Raw genomic sequence first — 20,065 nt, 5'->3', positions numbered from 1 at the left:
AAAAAGAATGGTCCGCGTCACCCCGCTTTCGCTTCGCAAACAACGCAGCAGTGCTAAACTCGAAAGGACCTCGTTAAGCGCTGGCGTTGTTTGAGAGGTTCCTTTGGACCATTCTTTTTGACGGAGCTGTTTTCCGGCTTACCGGGAACGGCGGCAGCTGTGGGGAATGTAGGCGGCGGGGGGCGGCATATGAGGAAGTGGGGGGAGAAGGGAGTACGATAAAGAGGGGGTTTTAAGGAGGGAAAAGAAAAAAGATGTAGAAAATATGTGAAAAATTTATAAAAGAGTTGTAATAAGGGCAGAAGTTTAGTACAATATTTACAGAGTGTGTACGGCTGTGGTAAGAAAAAGATAAAATGAATTTGTACGGATAGCGGATGTACAGAGGAGGTTTGGACGATTCTTGGGCAGATGCGCATAAAATAGAAACAAGGAGGCAGCAGCATGAAGGTTTACAGAACGGATGAAATCAGAAACGTAGTATTGCTTGGACACGGGGGCAGCGGTAAGACGAGCCTGGTGGAGGCAATGTTATATGTATCCGGAGCTACAAAGCGTATGGGCAAGGTTTCCGAGTCCAATACGACCAGTGATTTTGATAAGGAAGAGCAGAAGCGAGGATTTTCTATCAGCACAAGCATCGTGCCGATTGAGTGGGAAAAGGCCAAGATCAATATATTGGACACCCCGGGATACTTCGATTTTGTCGGGGAGGTAGAGGAAGCAGTCAGCGCGGCGGACGCGGCGGTGATCGTGGTATCCGGCAAGGCCGGGGTGCAGGTAGGCACGGAGAAGGCATGGGAACTCTGCGAGAAGTACCATCTGCCCCGTATGATCTACGTGACAGAGATGGACGTGGACGATGCCAGCTTCCGTCAGGTTGTGGAAGATTTGACCGCAAGATACGGCAAGAAGATCGCGCCCCATTTCCAGCCGATCCGTGAGAACGAGAAGCTGGTCGGATATATCAACATCATCAAGAACGCGGGAAGAAGATATACCGGCATCGGCCAGAGAGAGGAATGCGAGATCCCAGATTACTGCCAGGAGAACCTCCAGACCCTGCGTGATTCCCTGATGGAAGCGGTGGCAGAGACAAGCGAAGAGTTCATGGAGCGGTATTTCGGCGGAGAAGAATTTTCCGTAGAAGAGATCCGCGCGGCCATGCGTACCGAAGTGATGGGCGGAGACATCGTGCCGGTAGCAATGGGCTCCAATATTGAGGCCCAGGGCGTTGCGAACCTGCTGTCCGACATCGTGCGTTTCTTCCCAAGCCCGGACAAGAGAAGCTGTGCGGGAATCAACCGGACGACCAACGATATCTTCGAAGGCAATTACGATTTCTCCAAGGCGAAGACCGCTTATGTATTCAAGACAATGGTGGATCCGTTTATCGGAAAATATTCCTTCGTAAAGGTGTGCTCCGGTGTACTCAAAGGCGATGATGTTCTTTTCAATGCAACCAGCGAGGCAGAGGAGAAGCCGGGCAAGCTGTATATCATGAGCGGCAACAAGCCGACGGAGGTCAGCGAGTTGTTTGCGGGAGATATCGGCGCGATCGCGAAGCTGGCAAATACGAAGACAGGCGATACGCTTTCCACGAAGAATACACAGGTGCTGTATACAAAGACCGAGTATTCCGTACCGTATACATATATGAGATACCGCGTTAAGAACAAAGGAGAGGAAGATAAGGTATCTCAGTCCCTGGCGCGTATGATGGCGGAGGACGTGACTCTCAAGGCGGTCATCGACAGTGAGAACCGCCAGTCCCTGCTCTACGGCATGGGCGACCAGCACTTAGAGATCGCGGTCAGCAAGCTGCTGTCCAGATACAAAGCGGAGATTGTCCTGGAGACACCGAAGGTTGCCTTCCGCGAGACCATCCGCAAAAATTCCGACGTGGACACCAAGTATAAGAAGCAGTCCGGCGGACACGGACAGTACGGCCACGTGAAGATGAAATTCGAACCCTCCGGAGATCTGGAGACGCCTTATGTATTTGAAGAGGTCGTAGTCGGCGGCGCAGTGCCGAAGAACTACTTCCCGGCAGTGGAAAAGGGCCTTCAGGATTCCGTGGTGAAGGGTCCCTTGGCCGGATATCCGGTTGTAGGCGTGAAGGCGATTCTCTACGATGGATCTTACCATCCGGTAGACTCCTCGGAGATGGCGTTCAAGACCGCTACCTGCCAGGCATTTAAGAAGGGCTTCATGGAAGCGTCGCCGGTACTCTTAGAACCCATCGTATCGCTGAAGGTGACCGTTCCGGACAGCTATACCGGAGATGTCATGGGAGATCTGAACAAGCGCCGCGGCCGCGTACTGGGCATGAACCCGATCGCAGGCGGCAAGCAGGTGATCGAGGCCGACATCCCCATGACCGGACTGTTCGGATACTGCACGATCCTGCGCTCCATGACCGGCGGAAGAGGAACCTACGAATATACATTTGCCAGATATGAGCAGGCTCCGTCCGATGTACAGGAAAAAGAGATCGCTGCACGGGCCGCAGCTGAAGCATAAAAAAATTCCAGACTGTGCGGATTTTTCCGCACAGAAGGAGACTGCCATCAAAAGAAAGACGGCAGTCTCCTTTTCATAACCCTTCGGGATGTAAAAAAACGCCGCCGCTTCCCGGCGGGGAGATGCCGCTGTTCTCATTTTTTTTGAAAAAAAAGGAAATCTGTGAATAAGAATACCAGTGTGAAATCTTTCCTGAGTCCATATAATAATGACAAAGCTGAAAAACGGATACCAAAAACTGTGCGGTATTCGTTTTTGTATGCAAAAACCTATAATTTAAGGGATACAAAAATTTTTCAGCTTTGGGTATAAATGGAATCTTTACGTGAGAAAATGAGAACAGGAAGGATGTATGGCGGCATGAAGAACAAAGGAATCAAAAGCATGATCCTGGGGGCCGTATTTTTCGCCGGGCTGCTGGCTTCCGGGTGCCTGGGATGGGCTGCGGCAGGCTATATTCCCCAGGAGGAAGTCAGCACCATTGAGATCGGGGAGGATACGGTCCTGGTGGGAGGGATGCCTGTGGGCATTTATATGGAAACGGACGGCGTTTTAGTCCTGGATACGCAGACCATTGAAGGCGTGGACGGACAGGAGCATGATCCGGCCAACAATCTCGTAAAATCCGGAGACTATATCGTAGGAATCAACCAGGAAAATGTTACCGGAAAGGATGACCTGATCCAGGTTCTGAAAAATCTGACCGACAGAGAGGTGGTATTGACCCTGCGCAGGGAGGATGAGACCATGGACGTGCGTCTGGAGGCGGTGGAAAACGCGCCCAACGATTATAAGCTGGGTATCTGGGTCCGGGACAACGTGCAGGGACTGGGCACCATCACCTTTCTCAACCAGAACAGCAGGTTCGGGGCACTGGGGCATGGAATCCATGACGCGGATACCAATGTTTTGATGGAAATAGAAGACGGAAGCCTGTATAAGACCAGCATCCGCTCCATACTCAAGGGCGAATACGGAATCCCAGGGAGCATGGAAGGTCTGATCGTATACAATTCCTTCAACCGTCTGGGCAGCATTGACAAAAATACGGAAGCCGGGATCTACGGGGCCGTGGATAAGATCGACGACCTGTTCCGGGAACAGATTCCTGTGCAGGTAGCTTCGAAGGAGGAGATCCGGACCGGGGAGGCGGTGATCCGCTGCTACCTGGAGGATGAGATCCGGGAATACTCGGTCATGATCAACGGCGTGGACCCGGAACCTAAGGAGGTCAATAAGGGGATCGTATTTCAGGTGACGGATCAGGAACTGCTCGACAAAACAGGAGGGATTATCCAGGGAATGTGAGTGAGTTATAATAAGGACAACACAGGAAATGCTGATAAATAGGGCGTTTCTGGTGGTTATCCTAATTCATTGACCAAGAATGGGACACTGTATCTGCGCGGATATGTGAATGTAAGTGAAAGGAGGAGCAGTTTCGGTAAATACATATTCATAATTGAATACCTGTCATAAACGGCCAGATAGGAGTAGCTAACCTGTCTGGTCAATTTTCTTATATTACAGATGCAGGCATCTGTAATCGCAATTCGCTACTCGTTGAATGGCATACTCATTATAACATGTTGTGATTTAAGAGTAAATAACTGGAAATACTTAGTAAGGAGATTGAAAAAGAATTGGAGGAAAATTCTATGAAGCATTGCGTGATGTGGTAAAGGATAAGTACAAGAAAATATCTCCGTCATTGTATTGGAATCTCCGTCATTTTGTGGTAAAATGATGCAGATATTTTAGAAATGAGGTAAATAATATGAGGATATTTGATTATAGAAAAACGCCTGAAAAATTATTAACACCAGAAATTGTCCAAATGATTGCCAGTATTCATGAACATAAAGGAAAACAGGAGTTATTCTTTGAGGCAAATCAGGACGAATTAAAAACATTGCTGGAAGTGGCTATGATTCAAAGTACAGGAGCATCTAACCGTATTGAAGGTATCTATACAACAGATAAGCGGTTAAAAGAGCTGGTAAATCAGAAAGCAGAACCACGCAACCGTTCTGAGGAGGAAATTGCAGGTTACCGGGAAGTGCTTGCCATGATACATGAAAGCTATGAATATATTGTTCCGAGGTCAAATATGATTTTGCAGCTTCATCGGGATTTATACTCTTTCTCACGTGGAGCTGTCGGTGGCAATTATAAAAATTCTGATAATCTGATCGCTGAGATAGATTCTGAAGGCCATGAAAAAGTGCGGTTTATTCCTGTTCCAGCATTTCAGACGGCAGAAGCAGTGGAGGAACTCTGCAATCGTTTTTGGGAGGCATGGGAAGCGGATTATATTGATAAACTGATATTGATTCCAATGTTTGTCCTTGATTTTCTGTGTATCCACCCTTTTAATGACGGGAATGGACGTATGAGCCGTTTGCTTACACTCCTTTTGTTTTATAAAGCTGGATATATTGTAGGAAAATATATCAGTATGGAAATGCTGATTGAAAAGACAAAGGAAACTTATTATGAGGCATTACAGGCAAGTTCCGGAGACTGGCATGAAAATGAGAATGCCTATGAGCCTTTTGTAAGATACTATCTGGGAGTTACATTAAAAGCATATAATGAGTTTGAAAATCGTGTGGAACATTTAAAAAACAGAAGTCTTTCTAAACCAGATAGAATCAAAGCTTTAATTGATCAAAAGATTGGAAAAATTACAAAGAAAGAAATCATGGATACTTGTCCGGATATAAGTAAAACAACAATAGAACGGACTTTGACAGAATTAGTTAAAAATGGTCACATTGCAAAGGTTGGCTCAGGGCCAGCTACAGGATATGTTAGAATTTAAGTGGAAAATAGTTTGCTTACGTCATAAAAATCATAAATGACAGAAATTATTTGATTTCCCAACACAATATTATTAGGAATTTAAGACAATTTCATACTTGTCATAAACGGCCAGATAGGAGTAGCTAACCTGTCTGGTCGTTTTTTATTATATTACAGATGCAGGCATCTGTAATCGCAATTTGCTACTCGTTGAATGAGTAAACTCATTATATCATGTAGTGATTTAAGAGTAAATAACTGGAAATACTTAGTAAAGAGATTGAAAAAGAATTGGAGGAAAATTTTATGAAACAGGGATCTTTATTTTACGATCCGTCAAGCGAGCGGATGGACATACGATTTGGACTGGAATCTTATTATGGGGGATTACATTGTGGAACTGGTATGGATGTGCTGATTAATGGCAAATGGGTACCCACCAGGATTGAGCTTGGTGAAGACTGGTATCTGGTGGGTATCAAGACAGATAACATTTCAGGATTGGTTGTAAGACTTTAGCAGTTTAATTGCCGGGCGGCTTCTTTAGGGAAAAAAGAGGTCGCCCTATTTTTGTGCGAGTAATGAGCCATGCGGGGACGCTTGCGTTCCCATATGGCGAATACCGCGATCAGTGAGCCGATAGGCGAACGTGTCCATTTTTAGGAAGGAGGTGTCCGATGTGAAATGCTTAATGAAGTATCAATGGGTAAAACTGCCCCGTAATCGTCTGCCAGAAGGCAAAGGACTTATGGGATACTGGGCGAAGCTTGCATCCCGTGCGGCATTCCGCAAAGGACAGGCCTCTTATTGTGGTTATAGCAACACTGTAAGCCCTGGCATGTGGTCTGGAGGCGTTGTAGGGCTAAAGAGCATACTGGGTATGAAAAGCCGCTCTAAGGCGCTGGAAACGCTTCAGGCGCTCTCAGAGTTGGGATATCTTGAATATACATTGGATACAAAAACGAAAAAGCTCACCTATCAGGTTACAGACTGGGTTTTGAAATGCTCAGGAGAGGCTTGTATGGATGGGTCTGTTTATGCCACCGAAGGGTATGGTTTTCTCTGCCTTCCCCGCAGCATAACAGAGCGGCTTGCCGCAAAGCAAACTAAATTTGAGGAATCTGACGCATGGCTTGACCTTTGGTGCCACACGGTATTTGAGGAAACAAACAATGTGTTTTCATTCCTGGCGCCGGCTGTCCAGTATGGGAAATATGGCGCCGTTTTGACTTTGGAAGCCTTGGGTCAGCGATGGGGCTGGGAAAAGACGAAGGTATGGAGGTTTTTTCAGAAGCATGGGGATGTCTTTGCTCTGTACCGTCTGCCCGGATCCTATGGCTGCCTCATTTTTAATAGACTGTACCCAACCGGTACAGAGGTTTCAATGCCTACCCAGGAGGATATTATAAGTATTCTGGATAAAATACGCATTTTGGGTGCAAATACGCAGAAAAAAGGTTCTGACCATGAACAGCTTAACTGTATCGTCACATGGTACAGCAGGAAACTGACTGGGGCTATGGCGGAAGGAACGCATCAAAATGAGCCAGAAGGGGGCGTTGCACTTTCCGGCCCTATAATACGCGCGTATCTTTCTCCGTGTAGGAGTTGTAAGAATTGTATATATGACTGCAAGGGTAAAAGTATATATACGGATGCAGTGATAGAAACGAGTAAAATCCGCGGGCCGTGTATGCCTGTGGACATCACAAAAATAGCAAAGGAGTTATTCACATATGAGCAGACAGGATGAAAAAAAGCTGTATGAACAGCAGGAAGAAAAGATTTTGGCACAATCAGATGCATTTATCAGCCTTTTGACAAAGAGGGGGATTCTTGCGGATCAGAAGATTGACAGTGAGAAGGTGCGTTCTGCAAAGCAGGAGAAGACCAGGAACAGCTATCACAATACGCTTATGCTTCTGCAGCAATACCGCACCATCGTCTGGATGATGGAATGTTTCCCGGAAACTATTGCGGAGGAGTTGGAAAAGCCCTTTGAGGGAGTGGATGCCTTGATTGAGCATATGGATGTGGAAATGGCTATGGGGAACCGGAAGCTGGAGAACCGGATGGATGGCATCCAGAAATCAAGGCTGCTCCTGGATCGGGTAAATGAAGCGCTTACGGTGCTGAAGAAAAAGCCGGAGAATGGGGAGAAGCTGTATCAGCTGGTTTATTTGACGTACATATCGCCGGAGCATCTGAACCATACGGAGCTTCTCTACCGACTGGACATGTCTTCCCGGCACTATTACCGCCTCCGCCAACAGGCAATCACCATTCTCTCCATCCGGTTGTGGGCGGCTCCGGCGAAGGATGTGGATTTCTGGCTGGAAATGCTGACGCTTATGGAGGGATTGGAATGAAAATGAAATGGCAGTAAAGTGGCGTAAAAGTGGCGCTATAGAGCCGATGACATGCAAACGGAAAAGAGGTATACTGATATCGTCCCAAATTGGGAGAGGGCGTAGGAGATGCCGTTTCAGGAGCAAGATGCTTTTGGAGCGGCATTTTTCATGCTATAAAAAATCCTGCGGATTTCCTATAGCACGAAAAAAATTATCGCACTGCGGCAGAGAGGAAGGATATTGCTTGCGCAATCTGCCGCAGGCGGAAAATCCCGCTATGCGAGATTTATCTGACGCCAAAAAATCAAAGGAGGTACCTTCGTATGGTAAAACAACTGAAAAAGGGCAGGGAACATCTGAAAACTGCCTACTGGTCGCTGGTAGGGATGGCGTGTGTGACGCTTATTTCCCTGCAGCCGGTCATGGCCGACACGATTTGGGATCGTTTTTCCAAGATTATGAAAGATGTGTATGGTCAGTTGGTGGGAATCAGTACGATTGTTGCGGTCACAGCCGCTGCGATTGCGTTGATTGTCAGGATGGTTTCCAGGAACCAGCGTGCAGTGGATGAAGCAACCAGTTGGCTGAAGCGGATTGTAGTGACATGGATTGTCCTCAATTCACTGGGCTTTATCGTTGCTTACCTGCAGCCGTTGATTGCCGGTGGAAATTACGCAGGTTAAATTTCCCGGTCAAGCCAGATGGGAGGTGGTGAAAGATGCTTGACTGGATATTTGAAGGGATTGTGAACTGGATTAGCAGTATCGTATCCCAAATGATGGATGCGGTTTCCGGCTTGTTCCTTCAGGCGCTTGGAACTGATATGACAGCAATGGAGGAATATTTTCCATTTGTGGCCAAAGCCTTTACGGTTATACAGTACACAGCGTGGGCGGTACTGTTCCTGATTACGGTATGGCAGCTCTTTCGTGTGTTTGGAGGCCCGATTACGGAAGCGGAGAATCCGTGGACACTGCTTGCAAGGAGTTCTATCTTTGCATTGCTGATAGGATATGCCCGGCCGATTTTTATGATTACGCTGGATATTGCAAGGGCGCCATATACGGCTCTTATGGATATCAGTATGACGGCGGAGGATTTTACGTTTGCCGGCGTTGAGGAAGCATTATCAAATGGGCTGACTACGATTGTCGCGGTTGTGTCTGTGGTAGGGCTGCTGCTTTTGGTTATTCTGGAGATTTCTCTGGGATGGAATTATTTTAAGCTATTGCTTGAAACAGTAGAGCGTTATATTGTGGTAGGCGTTCTTTGCTATACTTCCCCTCTGGCATTTTCCATAGGGGCTTCCAAAACGACAGCGCCAGTATTCAAAAGCTGGTGCAGGATGGTTGGCTCCCAATTGCTTTTGCTTGTAATGAATGTATGGTTCCTGCGGGGGTTCAACTCTTCCGTAGGACAGTATATGGGAAATGGCGGTGCGCTTTCGACAGGTCAGGGCAGCATCTTCCTTTGGCTGTTTTGCGCCCTGGCGTTCTTAAAAACGGCACAGAAATTTGATTCTTATCTGGCGGCGATGGGACTGAATGTAGCACAGACTGGTTCCAGTATGGGTATGGAGCTTTTAATGGCGGCAAGGGTAATCAGCGGTGTCGGAGGCGGGGCCAGAAGCGCTGGAAGCGTTTTCGGAAAAGGCGGAAGCACTGTAACCGGAACCGGTGCGGCGGCAAGTGGATTCGCGGCCGGGTTTGCCAGCAAATTTAAGGGCAACAGTTATGTGAGGGATGCAGTTGTGGATGGCGGAATCCGTATGGGGGCCGGTGGAAGCGTTGGCTTTGTGGGCCGTGCTTTTGGAGGAATGGCAGCCCGTAACGGGGCGGCTCTTACAGGAGATTCTATTTCTTCGGTTGCATCCAGAAGTCCAAATGTATCAGGCAGCATAGCTGGAGATATTGCAGACCGCAGCCTTGGTAACTATATGCCGCAGCTTGGCGGATACCAGTTAAAGGATACGCAGATATCCGGCGGACAGATCAGCACCGTTGCTACATCTGCAAACGGACAGAGTTCCAATGTGGAGATGTATCACGCAGCCCAGTTTGACAAGCCGGACGGGCCACATTCCGTTATTACGGCATCAGACGGCAGCCAGTGGTATCAGATGGCATCCGGGGCAGGCGCTGGGGCATTTTACGATGCACCTGCATTTTCAGGAGACATTTCTGAGGCAGCCCAGGTCGCACAGGCCTTTCCGGATGCAGCAGAGGGGACAACGCTGCGGACAGTCGGAGACGGCGTTATCGAGGCGAGCGGAGCCGATGGCAGCAATTCTATGTGGTATAACAGCGCTTACTATGATGAGCCGGATGCGCCGCATACGATTATGCAGTCAGCAAACGGTGTGGATTGGTATGCAATGCAGCAGCATGCCCAGACGCCGGAATTTGAATCCGGCGCCGCGGCAGCCATGTATAATCAGGCACAGTTCCAGGAATTTATGCCGGGATATGAGCAGCAGATATCTTCTGTGGATGGTTCCGGCCGTGCTGATGGGCATTTTGAAGTTCGTCATGAGAATGGTTCGGGTACGATGTTCTTTGACACTGCGCAGTATGCTGCACCCCGCGGTGATTATCAGGTATTTGAAGATGCGCGCGGCGGGCAGTGGTATGCGGTACGTGGAGAGGCATCTGTGGAACACAAGCCTGTATATGAAAATGGAAAACCCGTTTATGACGGAGAGAATGTCCGCTCTGTGTCGGTGGAAACCGTGCGTTACAAGCAGACGCCGGCACGGTTTGCAGAGCCGAAACCGAGAAAGAATTTTGGGAGTAAGCCGCCGAGACGTAAAAGATAATGAAAAACGGAAAGCTGGACCAGGGAAACTGATTCGGCTTTTCTACGTTTATGGAAGAAATATATGCTGCAGCACTGCAGCTTGAAATAGGAGGTGGAGAAGATGGCTGAACCGTCAAAGCAGCAGATTGGTGATGGATCTGACAATTATGGGCAGGCAGCCGGCCAGATGGCGAAAGCAGCCAGACAGTCCGGGCAGGAAGCTGTGAAGCAGACTGCCGCTAAAGGAGCAGAACAGGCATCCAATGCGGCTGCAGCGACTGTAAAAGCCAGTGTAGAGGGTGGCAAAGCTGCCGCTGAGATTGCAGCGGGAACGGCTGCAGGAGGGCCATGGGGAGCTGTTCTTTCGGCTGCCTGGTCTATGCGTCATACTTTGTTCAAAGTTTTAGTTTGTATCTGTCTATTCCTGCTGTTTCTGATTGTTATGATAGTGTCCTTGCCCTCGATTGTTTTTAACAGCATATTTGGGCTGGATGGGAACAAGCCGATAGAGGGTGTCACGCCGACTGCGGTTTATGCGGAGATGGCAGGAGCGGTTTCTGACGTGGTGGATGATGGGTATAGCCAGGCGCTTGCCAAAGTGGAGAGAATGATATCCGATGGCGGGTATGACTATGACTTATCTATGGAGGCTCTGGTTAATTATGCACAAAGTTCATCGGGATATGATGTCAGCTATATCCTGGCGGCATATTCAGCCTCCATGCAGCAGCAAAACACAAAGAAAGAGGATATGGTTTCAAAACTCGGAAACGTTGCCGGGAGCATGTTCCCGGTCACATCAGAGGAAAAGCAGAAGGAAATCATTATCCCGGTCACTTATTATACCTATCAACCAGTGACACTGACGGTTGTAACCGATAAAGTGAAAACAGGCACCGTCAATGGGGTGGCGCAGTACCGGTATGAAACCGCAGAAAAGACATATTACCTGCCGGATGAATCCCATACCAGTAATGAGCCGGTTGAGATTGACGCATATAAAAGCGTGACAGTATCCCTCCCGGTTTATTCTGGCGGCGCAGTCACCGGCACTACGGAGGAAACCTATTATCAGGCGGATGGGAAAGAAACAGTTACGCCGGGGACGGAGACAATTAAATATATAGAATGTACGATTCATCCATTTGATAATGCCGTAATTGCCACAGCATTTGGGCTTAACCTGGATGCGCCATATGAGCAATTTGGAATCACTTATGGAGAAGCAATCCAAAAGATGGCCACAGCGCTTAAAATGACGCTGTATGGAATAGCAGGAGACGGGCAGTCTGTTCCTTTGACAGATGCGGAATTAATCGCATTTGTGAACCGGCAAAACTGTAATGCTACACGAAAACATATTTTGACAACAGCTCTTTCGCTCGTAGGGAAGGTTCCGTATTTCTGGGGTGGAAAATCAGGTCCGGGATGGAATGATGAATGGAATACGCCAAAGCTGGTAACAGCTGCAGGTTCTACAACAAGCGGAACCATCAGACCATATGGGTTGGATTGTTCCGGCTTTACTGACTGGACCTATAAGACGGCTGTGGGAGTGAACCTTTATGGGGGAACATGGAATCAGTGGGAAGAAACGGCTGCTGTTTCCGCAAGTGAACTTCTTCCTGGAGATTTGGGGTTTTTAAGAGAATCGAACGGACAAGGGTGGAGCCATGTGCTTATTTTTGCCGGATATGGAGAAGATGGCAGGCGGATGTGGGTACATTCATCAGGCGGGGAAGGCGTTATCTTAAATTCTCCAAGCTATGAAGCCACATTAGAGCTTAGGAGGCCACAGAATGTGGATTTTGACGCGCCGGTTCCGGACAATATTCAAGGTACGCCGATTTCAACTCTGGAGGTAGACGTGACGCATTATTGTGCCTGCGCAAAATGCTGTGGAAGCAATGCAAACGGCATTACTGCCAGTGGGAAAATAGCTTCCAGGGGAATGGTGGCCATGTCCAGCCATTATCCGTTTGGAACACAGATTATGATTAACGGTACAATGTATACGGTAGAAGATCGCGGCGGATCCGGAATTGAAAATGACATACACCGTGTGGATATTTACGTTCCAGACCATAACGAGGCGCTGCGGCTTGGACGGTTTAGGACAACAGCAACAATTTACAGATTAGGCAGGTGATTTATTTGGAGGATAAAGAGTATAACAATATTTATGCCATACCGGCAAATTATACAGACTCAGGTAAGATTTTGGGAGGTATGCTGGAACCGAGGAATGCGATTGAAGCAGTTATACTGGTGGCGCTTTTGGGTTATCCGGAGCTGATGCTGATTTCCATGCCGGGAACCATACGAATTGTCGTCATGACTGTGACGCTTCTGCCAACAGCGGTTGTCGCCATGATGGGAATTGACGGAGATTCCCTTTTTCAATACCTGGTTCACATAGTCCGCTACATGGCGAAAAAAAGAAAACTACATTTCAGAAGGGTGGGTTATCATTATGATCCGAAACAGCTCCGCAAAAGGAAAAAAGGCGGCAGATCAAAGAAAAAAGTTGAAAAAACAAAGAAAAAAGCTGGAAAAGCTTGATTTCGTGCAGGATTTTATTCCAATTAAAGACATTACACACGGAATCATACAGACAACGGACGGAAGATTTATCAAGATTTTGGAGATAGAGCCGATTAATTTCATGCTCCGTTCCGGGGAAGAGCAGTTTAGCATCATTTCATCCTTTGCAAGCTGGCTGAAAATTTCACCTATGCGCCTGCAGTTTAAGAGCATTACCAGAAAGGCGGATTCTGATAAACATGTGGCAATGATCCAGGAAGAGCTGGCAGAGGAAGAGGATAGGCAGTGCAGGTCGCTCGGTGAAGGATATATACGCCTGATTAAAGATGTGGGAAGCAGGGAGGCGCTGACAAGGCGCTTCTTTTTGATTTTCCAGTATGAAGAAATCAGACGAGGGGATAACGACGATTTTTCTCAGATATACGGAATGCTGCAGACCGCAGAACAGAATGCAAAAGCATATTTTCTGCAATGTGGAAACTCTATCCTGCAGCCAAGGGATCCGGATGAAGCTACGGTGGAAATCCTGTATATGTTTTTTAACCGCTGTTCCTGTGTGGACGAGGCATTCTCTTTGCGGATGAACCGGGTAGTGGTTGACACAATGGCGGCAAAGAATCGGGTCATCGGGGTGGACCCGATACCGCATATCCGAATGGCGCATTTTCTGTCGCCGCGTGGGATTGACCTGACGCATTATAACTATATCATTATGGACGGGCTGTACTATTCGTTTTTATATATCAAAGGGAACGGCTATCCCGGTATGGTACGTGCAGGCTGGATGTCGGCGCTGATTAATGCCGGGGAAGGGATTGACATAGATGTCCATCTCCGCCGTGAGAACCGAAGCAAAACGATTGACAAGGTGGCGCAGCGTATCCGGTTGAACCGCACGAAACTCAAAAGTATGCAGGACACCAGTACCGATTACGAGGAACTTACGAATTCCATTCAGGCAGGGTATTTCATAAAGCATGGGATTGCAAATAACAATGAGGATTTGTTTTATATGTCTGTGTTTGTGACGGTATCAGCGAAAAGCTATGAGGAGCTGATGTGGCGGAAGCAGCAGATTTCCGATATGTTGAAATCTATGGATATGTATATTAGCGACTGTAAATTCCAGCAGGAGGCGGCGCTGCGATCCGTAATGCCCTTTCGGCAGATAGCGCCGTCTCTGGAAAAGAAGTCCCAGAGGAATGTGCTTACCAGCGGAGCAGCGTCTACCTATATGTTTACAAGCTTTGAAATGTCGGATGATACAGGTGTGCTGCTGGGCGTCAACCGGCATAACAATTCACTGTGCATTGTAGACCTGTTTAATACGAAGAAAAATAAAAACGCCAACCTGAACCTGCTCGGTACCAGCGGAGCCGGAAAGACCTTTACGCTTCAGCTGCTTGCGCTTAGGATGCGCATGAGAGGAATCCAGTGCTATATTCTGGCTCCGATTAAAGGACATGAGTTCAAAAGAGCCTGTCACCGGATCGGCGGCCAGTATATCAAGATAGCGCCCGGTTCTCCGCATTGTATCAATGTCATGGAAATCCGGCATACGATTACACCAGAGATGGAACTGATTGACGAGATGGATTACAGCGAGATGGATTCCATGCTTGCAAGGAAAATCCAGCAGCTGATGATTTTCTTTTCCCTGCTGATTCCAGACATGACGAATGAGGAGGAACAGATGTTGGATGAGGCGCTGATTAAGACATATGCTGATTTCGGCATCACGCATGATAACGATTCTTTATATAAAAACAGGAAAGCGGCACATCCAAAGATGAAGACGATGCCGATTCTTGGGGATCTCCATAAAAATCTTTTGGAAAACCCAATGACGCAGCGGATTGCCGTTATTGTAAGCCGCTTTGTTACAGGTTCAGCGCAGTCCTTTAACCAACAGACCAATGTGGATTTGAGCAATAAATATATTGTACTGGATTTATCTGAACTGAAGGGTAAGCTGCTTCCGGTGGGGATGATGATTGCCCTGGACTATGTTTGGGATAATGTGAAAGCAGACAGGACAAAAAAGAAAGCGATCATGATTGATGAAATCTGGCAGCTTGTAGGGGCATCTTCCAACAGGCAGGCAGCGGAATTCTGCCTGACGATTTTTAAGACAATCCGGGGATTTGGCGGGGCTGCTATTTCAGCTACGCAGGATTTGTCGGATTTCTTCAGCCTGGAAGATGGGAAATACGGACGGGCAATCGTCAATAATTCAAAAAACAAAATTATTTTGAACCTGGAGCCGGATGAGGCCCGTTATGTCCAGGATGTCCTGAAGCTGACGAAAACAGAGGTCCGTTCCATTACAAGGTTCGAGAGAGGGGAGGCGTTAGTATACTCGAACAACAATAAGGTGCCGGTAGTAATCAAAGCTTCCAAGGAAGAACAGGAAATGATTACTACAGACCGTGCGGAACTGGAAGCAATTTTGCGGGAGCGGCAGAAAGAAAAAACGCATTCCGCATAGAAATACTTATTTGGGCGCAAATACTTACAGCCCACATTTATTATACTGACAAGGAGGTGGCAGAAATGCTGTTACAGGATGAGCAGTACGTTGTGAAATGGCTGTCCCAGTATGGGGCGTTGCCAAAGACACAGATTGTCCGGATGCTGCAAAAGCCGGAGAAGACAGCCGAAAAGATTCTTCGGAACCTGAAAAAGCAGATGCAGATAGCAGATGTGTCAGGCGGCTATTACGTTGGCCTGGATCCCATGTGTCGTCCGGATCAGCGTATCATACTGGCAGTATGGGTGCTGCTCAAGTTTATTGACTATGTAGATCCGATGGCTCATTACCCTGCGGTCTACCCGTCGCAGCTTTTCTTTCTAAAGGAAAACATCGGGTATGAGATTGTGGTTCTCTATGAAGGAGAACAGAGCCAGTTAAGGCTTTTACAGCCGCAGGAGGATTTGAAATATATCATTATTGTCCCCCATATTGCAATGGCGGAAAAATTGAAACTGCCGGATGCGCCGTGTCTGTTTGCAACGGTTGATTTCCAGGGGGAGGAGGAACCAAAAATTATTTTTTATTCAGAGGAGGCGGTAGGAAATGGCAGGAGAGAATTCATTCATAAAAGTCCTGGATAAAGTGGAGCTGGCGAAACGAAGTCTGGAGTCAGAGATGGCTTATGTGCGCCGCTTTTACAAAGATGCGGATTTTCAGGCGGCATACGATGCAGCCCTCCGGCTGGAAGAAATCTCAGAACGGCTGGCGCTTTTCACAAGAAGGCTTCCGGCATATACTGGATGCCCTATGGCGGGAGCTGCAGTAGAAAACTGTATGGCAGAAAGTATTCCGGTTGAGATTGGCTTTACGGCAGATGGCTGGTTTGCGCTCCGTATTCCGGCGCTGCTTCCCAAAAAGTCTTCTGGTTCAGCGGATTATATCCGCTCTTTTTTATACCCTGCCATGCGGAGGTTTTTCCAGACACAGCCGCCGGTCCGGTACCGGGACTGCGTTTTGGTTTATCGGCATGTCTATAGCAGGGATCGGCCAGAGCGCCAGAAACGGGATCATGACAATATTGAGGTCAATATGGTATCGGACATTGTGGCATTGTATGTTATGCCCGATGACAGTCCGAAGGTATGCGCCCATTATTACTGCAGTGTGTCGGGGACGGATGACCGTACCGAGGTATATGTTGTACCTAAAAATGATTTTCCATTATGGCTGGTGACAGAGCGCGCTATGCCGGATAAGGGGGTAAAATTATATGAAACACGGTAGATTTAAGCGGAAAAACATATGTAAAAACAGGCAGATTTCTGTCCCTAAAAAATACATATCTTCCCAAAGGCAGAAAACGCCCGGTATTGCTGCGGTCTGGGGGCGGCACTATGCAGGAAAATCCGACAAAGAGAGCAGTCATGTTGTCGGAAAATGCTTCAAATCGGGAGAGGGTTAAAATGCTGCACTTCCGTCCGGGCAGTCAGGTCTGGCAGCTCATCACACTGCTTTCCGTCACGGGAGAGTTCCCGTTTCGCTCCATTCGGATGCTTGGGAAGGAACGTGTTCTGAAAGCTTTGGTGACAAAATTGACCATGCCCCAGACAATCCAAAATCCCCAGACTGAAACGGAAATGACCTGCAGATTGTTAACTGTTACTGGAAGAAGCAGTTCCAAAACAGTCCGTTTGTATAAGGCTGCGCTTCCCATACTGGAGTGGGTTCATCCGGCTGCATACCAGTATTATATGGATACATTCTGGAATCACCGATTCCCAGGGGACTCTGCCCACAGGGAGAGGAACCACAGGGTATCGGAAACGGTAATGCTCTGTATGCGGGCAGGAATAGAAACGAGGCCCTACCTGCTTCCCCATTTGCAAAACGGGGGACGGTTCTCTGTCATACCGGAGGGCAGTTCGTTCTATCTTGCAAGGGACATCAAGAAGATTGGCCAGGCGGAGATGAACAAAACCATGTTCACCCGGATGGTCGGAGCTATTTTTTCTCACGGCAGTTGTTATGCTGTTTACAATACACGCGCAGCCGCAATGAAATGGAGTGGGATGGGAGAATTTAAGGCGCTCCACAATTTAACCGAAGTCGGGCGTCTGAATGCCGGTACGGATCAGATTTCTTCAGCAGTGCTTTTCGGTGAGTCTGGTGAAATAGCCCTGAAAACATTGCTGGAGTCGGATAAGAGCCGGCGGCTTGAGTTCCGGTTTGATTCCATTTACCACCATATTTATTTCATGCCCATGGATGTGTGCGGCATGCGTCAGCTTTCTATTCTGTCTGTCCCAGACTGGAAAGAAAAGCTGCTTGATTTATTGTTTGAGCCTGAAGTCAGATCTTTTGACAAAGGTTTTTTTGAATACGATGCCTGTGTGGACGGCGTATATATTTTATCGCATCTGGACGGCGACATTGCAAGACTCATTCGCTTCCGGGAAGGCATCCGTGATCAAACAGGAAGGTTTGAAATCCTGTGTTTTCCTCACCAGACTGACTTCCTTCGTGAATATCTGGGCCGGATGGTGAATATCAAAACCATCGACATGGAGGCGGTGGAAGCAGAGCTTGGACTGGAAACGCCTTTCTAATATTCCGTCATGCCCGGAAGTACGTGTAGCCATAAGGAAAGGAGGAGTTTGTTTGGCAGATAAAAAGAGAAAGGCTGCCATAATCGCTGCTGCCATACTGGGATGCGCAGCGCTGTTGTATCTTGGCGGAATGCTTGGTCAATTGCTTGGAAATTATATGGACTGGATGGCGGCAGATGGGTTTGCTGGCCAGGTTGAAATGGAACCAGTAGACTGGAATCCATTGGCCTGCATCCCGCAGGCATTTACTGTAAACGGTCTCAAAGGGATGGCTGGAATCTTGATGGCTGGCGGGGCGGTGGTTCTGTATGTGAGGCTTCATGATAAGTTTGATGGAAAGAGCTATGATCCAAGAGGCTTCAAGACCAGCAGCAGCGGCGCTTACGGCACAGCTTCCTGGATGGAGGAAAAGGAGATAAAGACAGTTCTGGAGGTGACGGTTCCAGCGAAGGCAGAAGGTGTGATTCTGGGTGAGTATAAAGGAAATGCTGTTTGTATGCCAAAAGATACCAGACTCAACCGTCATATTGCTATTTTCGGCGCATCCGGCACCATGAAATCCAGAGCCATTATCCGGAATGCCTTATTTCAGGCCCTGAAGCGGCAGGAATCTGTCGTGATTACAGATCCAAAAGGAGAGCTTTATGCGGATACCGCAGAGCTTTACCGCCAGAATGGGTATGGGGTCAAGGTTTTTAACCTGGTAAACCCTGAGCATGGCGACTCATGGAACTGTATGTCAGACTTAAACGGGGATACGCTGATGGCGCAGGTGCTGACCAATGTTATTATCGGAAACACCAGTTCCGGAAAAGGCGATCATTTCTGGGATAATGGCGAGGGCAATTTGCTGAAGGCACTGATTTTGCTGATTGACCAGGATAGGAGCCGCAGTCAGGAAATGAAAAATCTTCCGGCGGTATATCAGATGCTGACGCAGAATAGTGAGCGCCAGCTGACGGCCCTGTTTGAGAAACTGCCGCTGGACCATCCGGCAAGGGCGCCGTTTAATCTGTTTTCCCAGTCCAGCGATACGGTGCGTTCCGGTATTATACTGGGACTTGGAACCCGCCTGCAGGTACTGCAGAACGATGCGGTCAAAAAAATTACCAGCCGCTCGGATATCGACCTGTCGGCGCCGGGCAGGCAGAAAAGTGCATATTTTATTATCCTGAGCGACCAGGATGCCACGATGGCGTTCCTGTCATCGCTCTTTTTTTCATTCTTGTTCATAAGACTGACCCGCTATGCAGACAGCTGCAGGGACGGCCGCTGCGATGTGCCCGTCAATCTCATACTGGATGAGTTTAACAATGTGGGACGTATCGGCGGGGCGGAGGACGGATCGGATTTTGCAAGGTCTTTAAGCGTCATCCGTTCCAGGGATATACGGGTCATGCTGGCGGTGCAGAGCCTTGGCCAGCTGCAGAACCGGTATCCAAATAATCTGTGGTCCGAAATTATCGGCAACTGTGACATCCAGCTGATGTTGGGATGCACGGATGATGTGACCGCGAAATACTTCTCAGACCGCAGCGGGGACATGAGTATTGAAATCAATTCTACTATGACAGTAAGGAAAACAATTGCGGTTGCACAGGTGATTCCGCAATACCGACAGACGGAGGGCCAGGGGCGCAGGAAGCTGCTGACTCCGGATGAGGTTCTGAGATTGCCCAACGAGGAGATGCTCTGCATCATACGTGGCTGCAACATACTCAGACTGAATAAGCTGGATTACACAAAGCACCCCATGGCCAAGCAGATGATAAAGACATCTGTGATGGATTACTGTCCGTCTGTCGCTGCACCGGTATATACCATGTCGGTTCCCGATGAGTCTGACCGGCAGGCAGAGCCAGAAAAGGAGAAAAAGCCGGCTCGCAGAAAAAGCTTATACAGTTCGGCAAAACCGCCGGCTGAATTTTAATTCATGATAATAGAATCCGGGATTCTATTGTATTTAA

The 20,065-nt window shown here is 48.0% G+C and carries 15 protein-coding genes; all 15 read left to right on the top strand.

Features of this window, described 5'->3' with window-relative positions; all coding sequences use genetic code 11:
* Positions 1–444 precede the first annotated feature (444 nt).
* Positions 445–2,523, top strand: coding sequence for an elongation factor G (locus EBB54_RS10265; RefSeq protein ID WP_004078343.1), 2,079 nt, complete (start codon positions 445–447; stop codon positions 2,521–2,523).
* A 360-nt stretch (positions 2,524–2,883) separates the two neighbouring features.
* Positions 2,884–3,831, top strand: a complete 948-nt coding sequence (locus EBB54_RS10260; protein ID WP_243127619.1) for a SpoIVB peptidase S55 domain-containing protein — start codon at positions 2,884–2,886, stop codon at positions 3,829–3,831.
* A 469-nt stretch (positions 3,832–4,300) separates the two neighbouring features.
* Positions 4,301–5,347, top strand: a complete 1,047-nt coding sequence (locus EBB54_RS10255; protein ID WP_125127361.1) for a Fic family protein — start codon at positions 4,301–4,303, stop codon at positions 5,345–5,347.
* Between the two features lie 287 nt (positions 5,348–5,634).
* The gene (locus EBB54_RS10250; protein WP_016216732.1) at positions 5,635–5,847 is read left to right on the top strand and encodes a DUF5348 domain-containing protein; all 213 of its coding nucleotides are present in this window, start codon (positions 5,635–5,637) and stop codon (positions 5,845–5,847) included.
* 160 nt (positions 5,848–6,007) lie between these two features.
* Entirely contained in the window at positions 6,008–7,081 is a 1,074-nt protein-coding gene (locus EBB54_RS10245) for a hypothetical protein (RefSeq protein WP_125127360.1), read from the top strand.
* Positions 7,065–7,697, top strand: a complete 633-nt coding sequence (locus EBB54_RS10240; protein ID WP_016216730.1) for a hypothetical protein — start codon at positions 7,065–7,067, stop codon at positions 7,695–7,697. Before EBB54_RS10245 ends, EBB54_RS10240 begins: the two co-directional genes overlap by 17 nt.
* Before the next feature lie 305 nt (positions 7,698–8,002).
* Positions 8,003–8,362: a hypothetical protein gene (locus tag EBB54_RS10235; protein WP_125127359.1), complete on the top strand. Its 360-nt coding sequence runs from the start codon at positions 8,003–8,005 to the stop codon at positions 8,360–8,362.
* A gap of 35 nt (positions 8,363–8,397) precedes the next feature.
* Positions 8,398–10,494, top strand: coding sequence for a hypothetical protein (locus EBB54_RS10230; RefSeq protein ID WP_125127358.1), 2,097 nt, complete (start codon positions 8,398–8,400; stop codon positions 10,492–10,494).
* A gap of 102 nt (positions 10,495–10,596) precedes the next feature.
* Entirely contained in the window at positions 10,597–12,624 is a 2,028-nt protein-coding gene (locus EBB54_RS10225; RefSeq protein ID WP_243127618.1) for a C40 family peptidase, read from the top strand.
* Positions 12,621–13,037 (top strand): PrgI family mobile element protein, encoded by a 417-nt coding sequence (locus EBB54_RS10220; RefSeq protein ID WP_162307120.1) that lies wholly within the window; start codon positions 12,621–12,623, stop codon positions 13,035–13,037. Before EBB54_RS10225 ends, EBB54_RS10220 begins: the two co-directional genes overlap by 4 nt.
* Entirely contained in the window at positions 13,003–15,507 is a 2,505-nt protein-coding gene (locus EBB54_RS10215; protein ID WP_243127617.1) for a VirB4 family type IV secretion system protein, read from the top strand. The genes EBB54_RS10220 and EBB54_RS10215 overlap by 35 nt, the downstream gene beginning before the upstream one ends.
* A gap of 65 nt (positions 15,508–15,572) precedes the next feature.
* Positions 15,573–16,133, top strand: a complete 561-nt coding sequence (locus tag EBB54_RS10210) for a DUF5697 family protein (RefSeq protein WP_016216725.1) — start codon at positions 15,573–15,575, stop codon at positions 16,131–16,133.
* Positions 16,096–16,776, top strand: a complete 681-nt coding sequence (locus tag EBB54_RS10205; RefSeq protein ID WP_125127356.1) for a DUF6100 family protein — start codon at positions 16,096–16,098, stop codon at positions 16,774–16,776. Before EBB54_RS10210 ends, EBB54_RS10205 begins: the two co-directional genes overlap by 38 nt.
* 110 nt (positions 16,777–16,886) lie before the next feature.
* Complete coding sequence (locus EBB54_RS10200) at positions 16,887–18,098, top strand: hypothetical protein (protein WP_243127616.1); 1,212 nt, start codon at positions 16,887–16,889, stop codon at positions 18,096–18,098.
* Positions 18,099–18,150: 52 nt separating this feature from the next.
* Positions 18,151–20,028, top strand: a complete 1,878-nt coding sequence (locus tag EBB54_RS10195; protein WP_125127355.1) for a VirD4-like conjugal transfer protein, CD1115 family — start codon at positions 18,151–18,153, stop codon at positions 20,026–20,028.
* The last annotated feature ends 37 nt before the right edge of the window (positions 20,029–20,065 follow it).

It is taken from the genome of Schaedlerella arabinosiphila, assembly GCF_003885045.1.
GTDB lineage: Bacteria > Bacillota > Clostridia > Lachnospirales > Lachnospiraceae > Schaedlerella > Schaedlerella arabinosiphila.
This window is presented reverse-complemented; position numbering and strand designations above follow the sequence as displayed.

What these genes read in the sequence shown, in the direction of transcription:
- EBB54_RS10205 (WP_125127356.1), top strand. Translation starts at nt 16,096, where the DNA reads ATGGCAGGAGAGAATTCATTCATAAAAGTCCTGGATAAAGTGGAGCTG.
- EBB54_RS10200 (WP_243127616.1), top strand. Translation starts at nt 16,887, where the DNA reads ATGCAGGAAAATCCGACAAAGAGAGCAGTCATGTTGTCGGAAAATGCT.
- EBB54_RS10260 (WP_243127619.1), top strand. Translation starts at nt 2,884, where the DNA reads ATGAAGAACAAAGGAATCAAAAGCATGATCCTGGGGGCCGTATTTTTC.
- EBB54_RS10265 (WP_004078343.1), top strand. Translation starts at nt 445, where the DNA reads ATGAAGGTTTACAGAACGGATGAAATCAGAAACGTAGTATTGCTTGGA.
- EBB54_RS10210 (WP_016216725.1), top strand. Translation starts at nt 15,573, where the DNA reads ATGCTGTTACAGGATGAGCAGTACGTTGTGAAATGGCTGTCCCAGTAT.
- EBB54_RS10255 (WP_125127361.1), top strand. Translation starts at nt 4,301, where the DNA reads ATGAGGATATTTGATTATAGAAAAACGCCTGAAAAATTATTAACACCA.
- EBB54_RS10225 (WP_243127618.1), top strand. Translation starts at nt 10,597, where the DNA reads ATGGCTGAACCGTCAAAGCAGCAGATTGGTGATGGATCTGACAATTAT.
- EBB54_RS10240 (WP_016216730.1), top strand. Translation starts at nt 7,065, where the DNA reads ATGAGCAGACAGGATGAAAAAAAGCTGTATGAACAGCAGGAAGAAAAG.
- EBB54_RS10230 (WP_125127358.1), top strand. Translation starts at nt 8,398, where the DNA reads ATGCTTGACTGGATATTTGAAGGGATTGTGAACTGGATTAGCAGTATC.
- EBB54_RS10250 (WP_016216732.1), top strand. Translation starts at nt 5,635, where the DNA reads ATGAAACAGGGATCTTTATTTTACGATCCGTCAAGCGAGCGGATGGAC.
- EBB54_RS10235 (WP_125127359.1), top strand. Translation starts at nt 8,003, where the DNA reads ATGGTAAAACAACTGAAAAAGGGCAGGGAACATCTGAAAACTGCCTAC.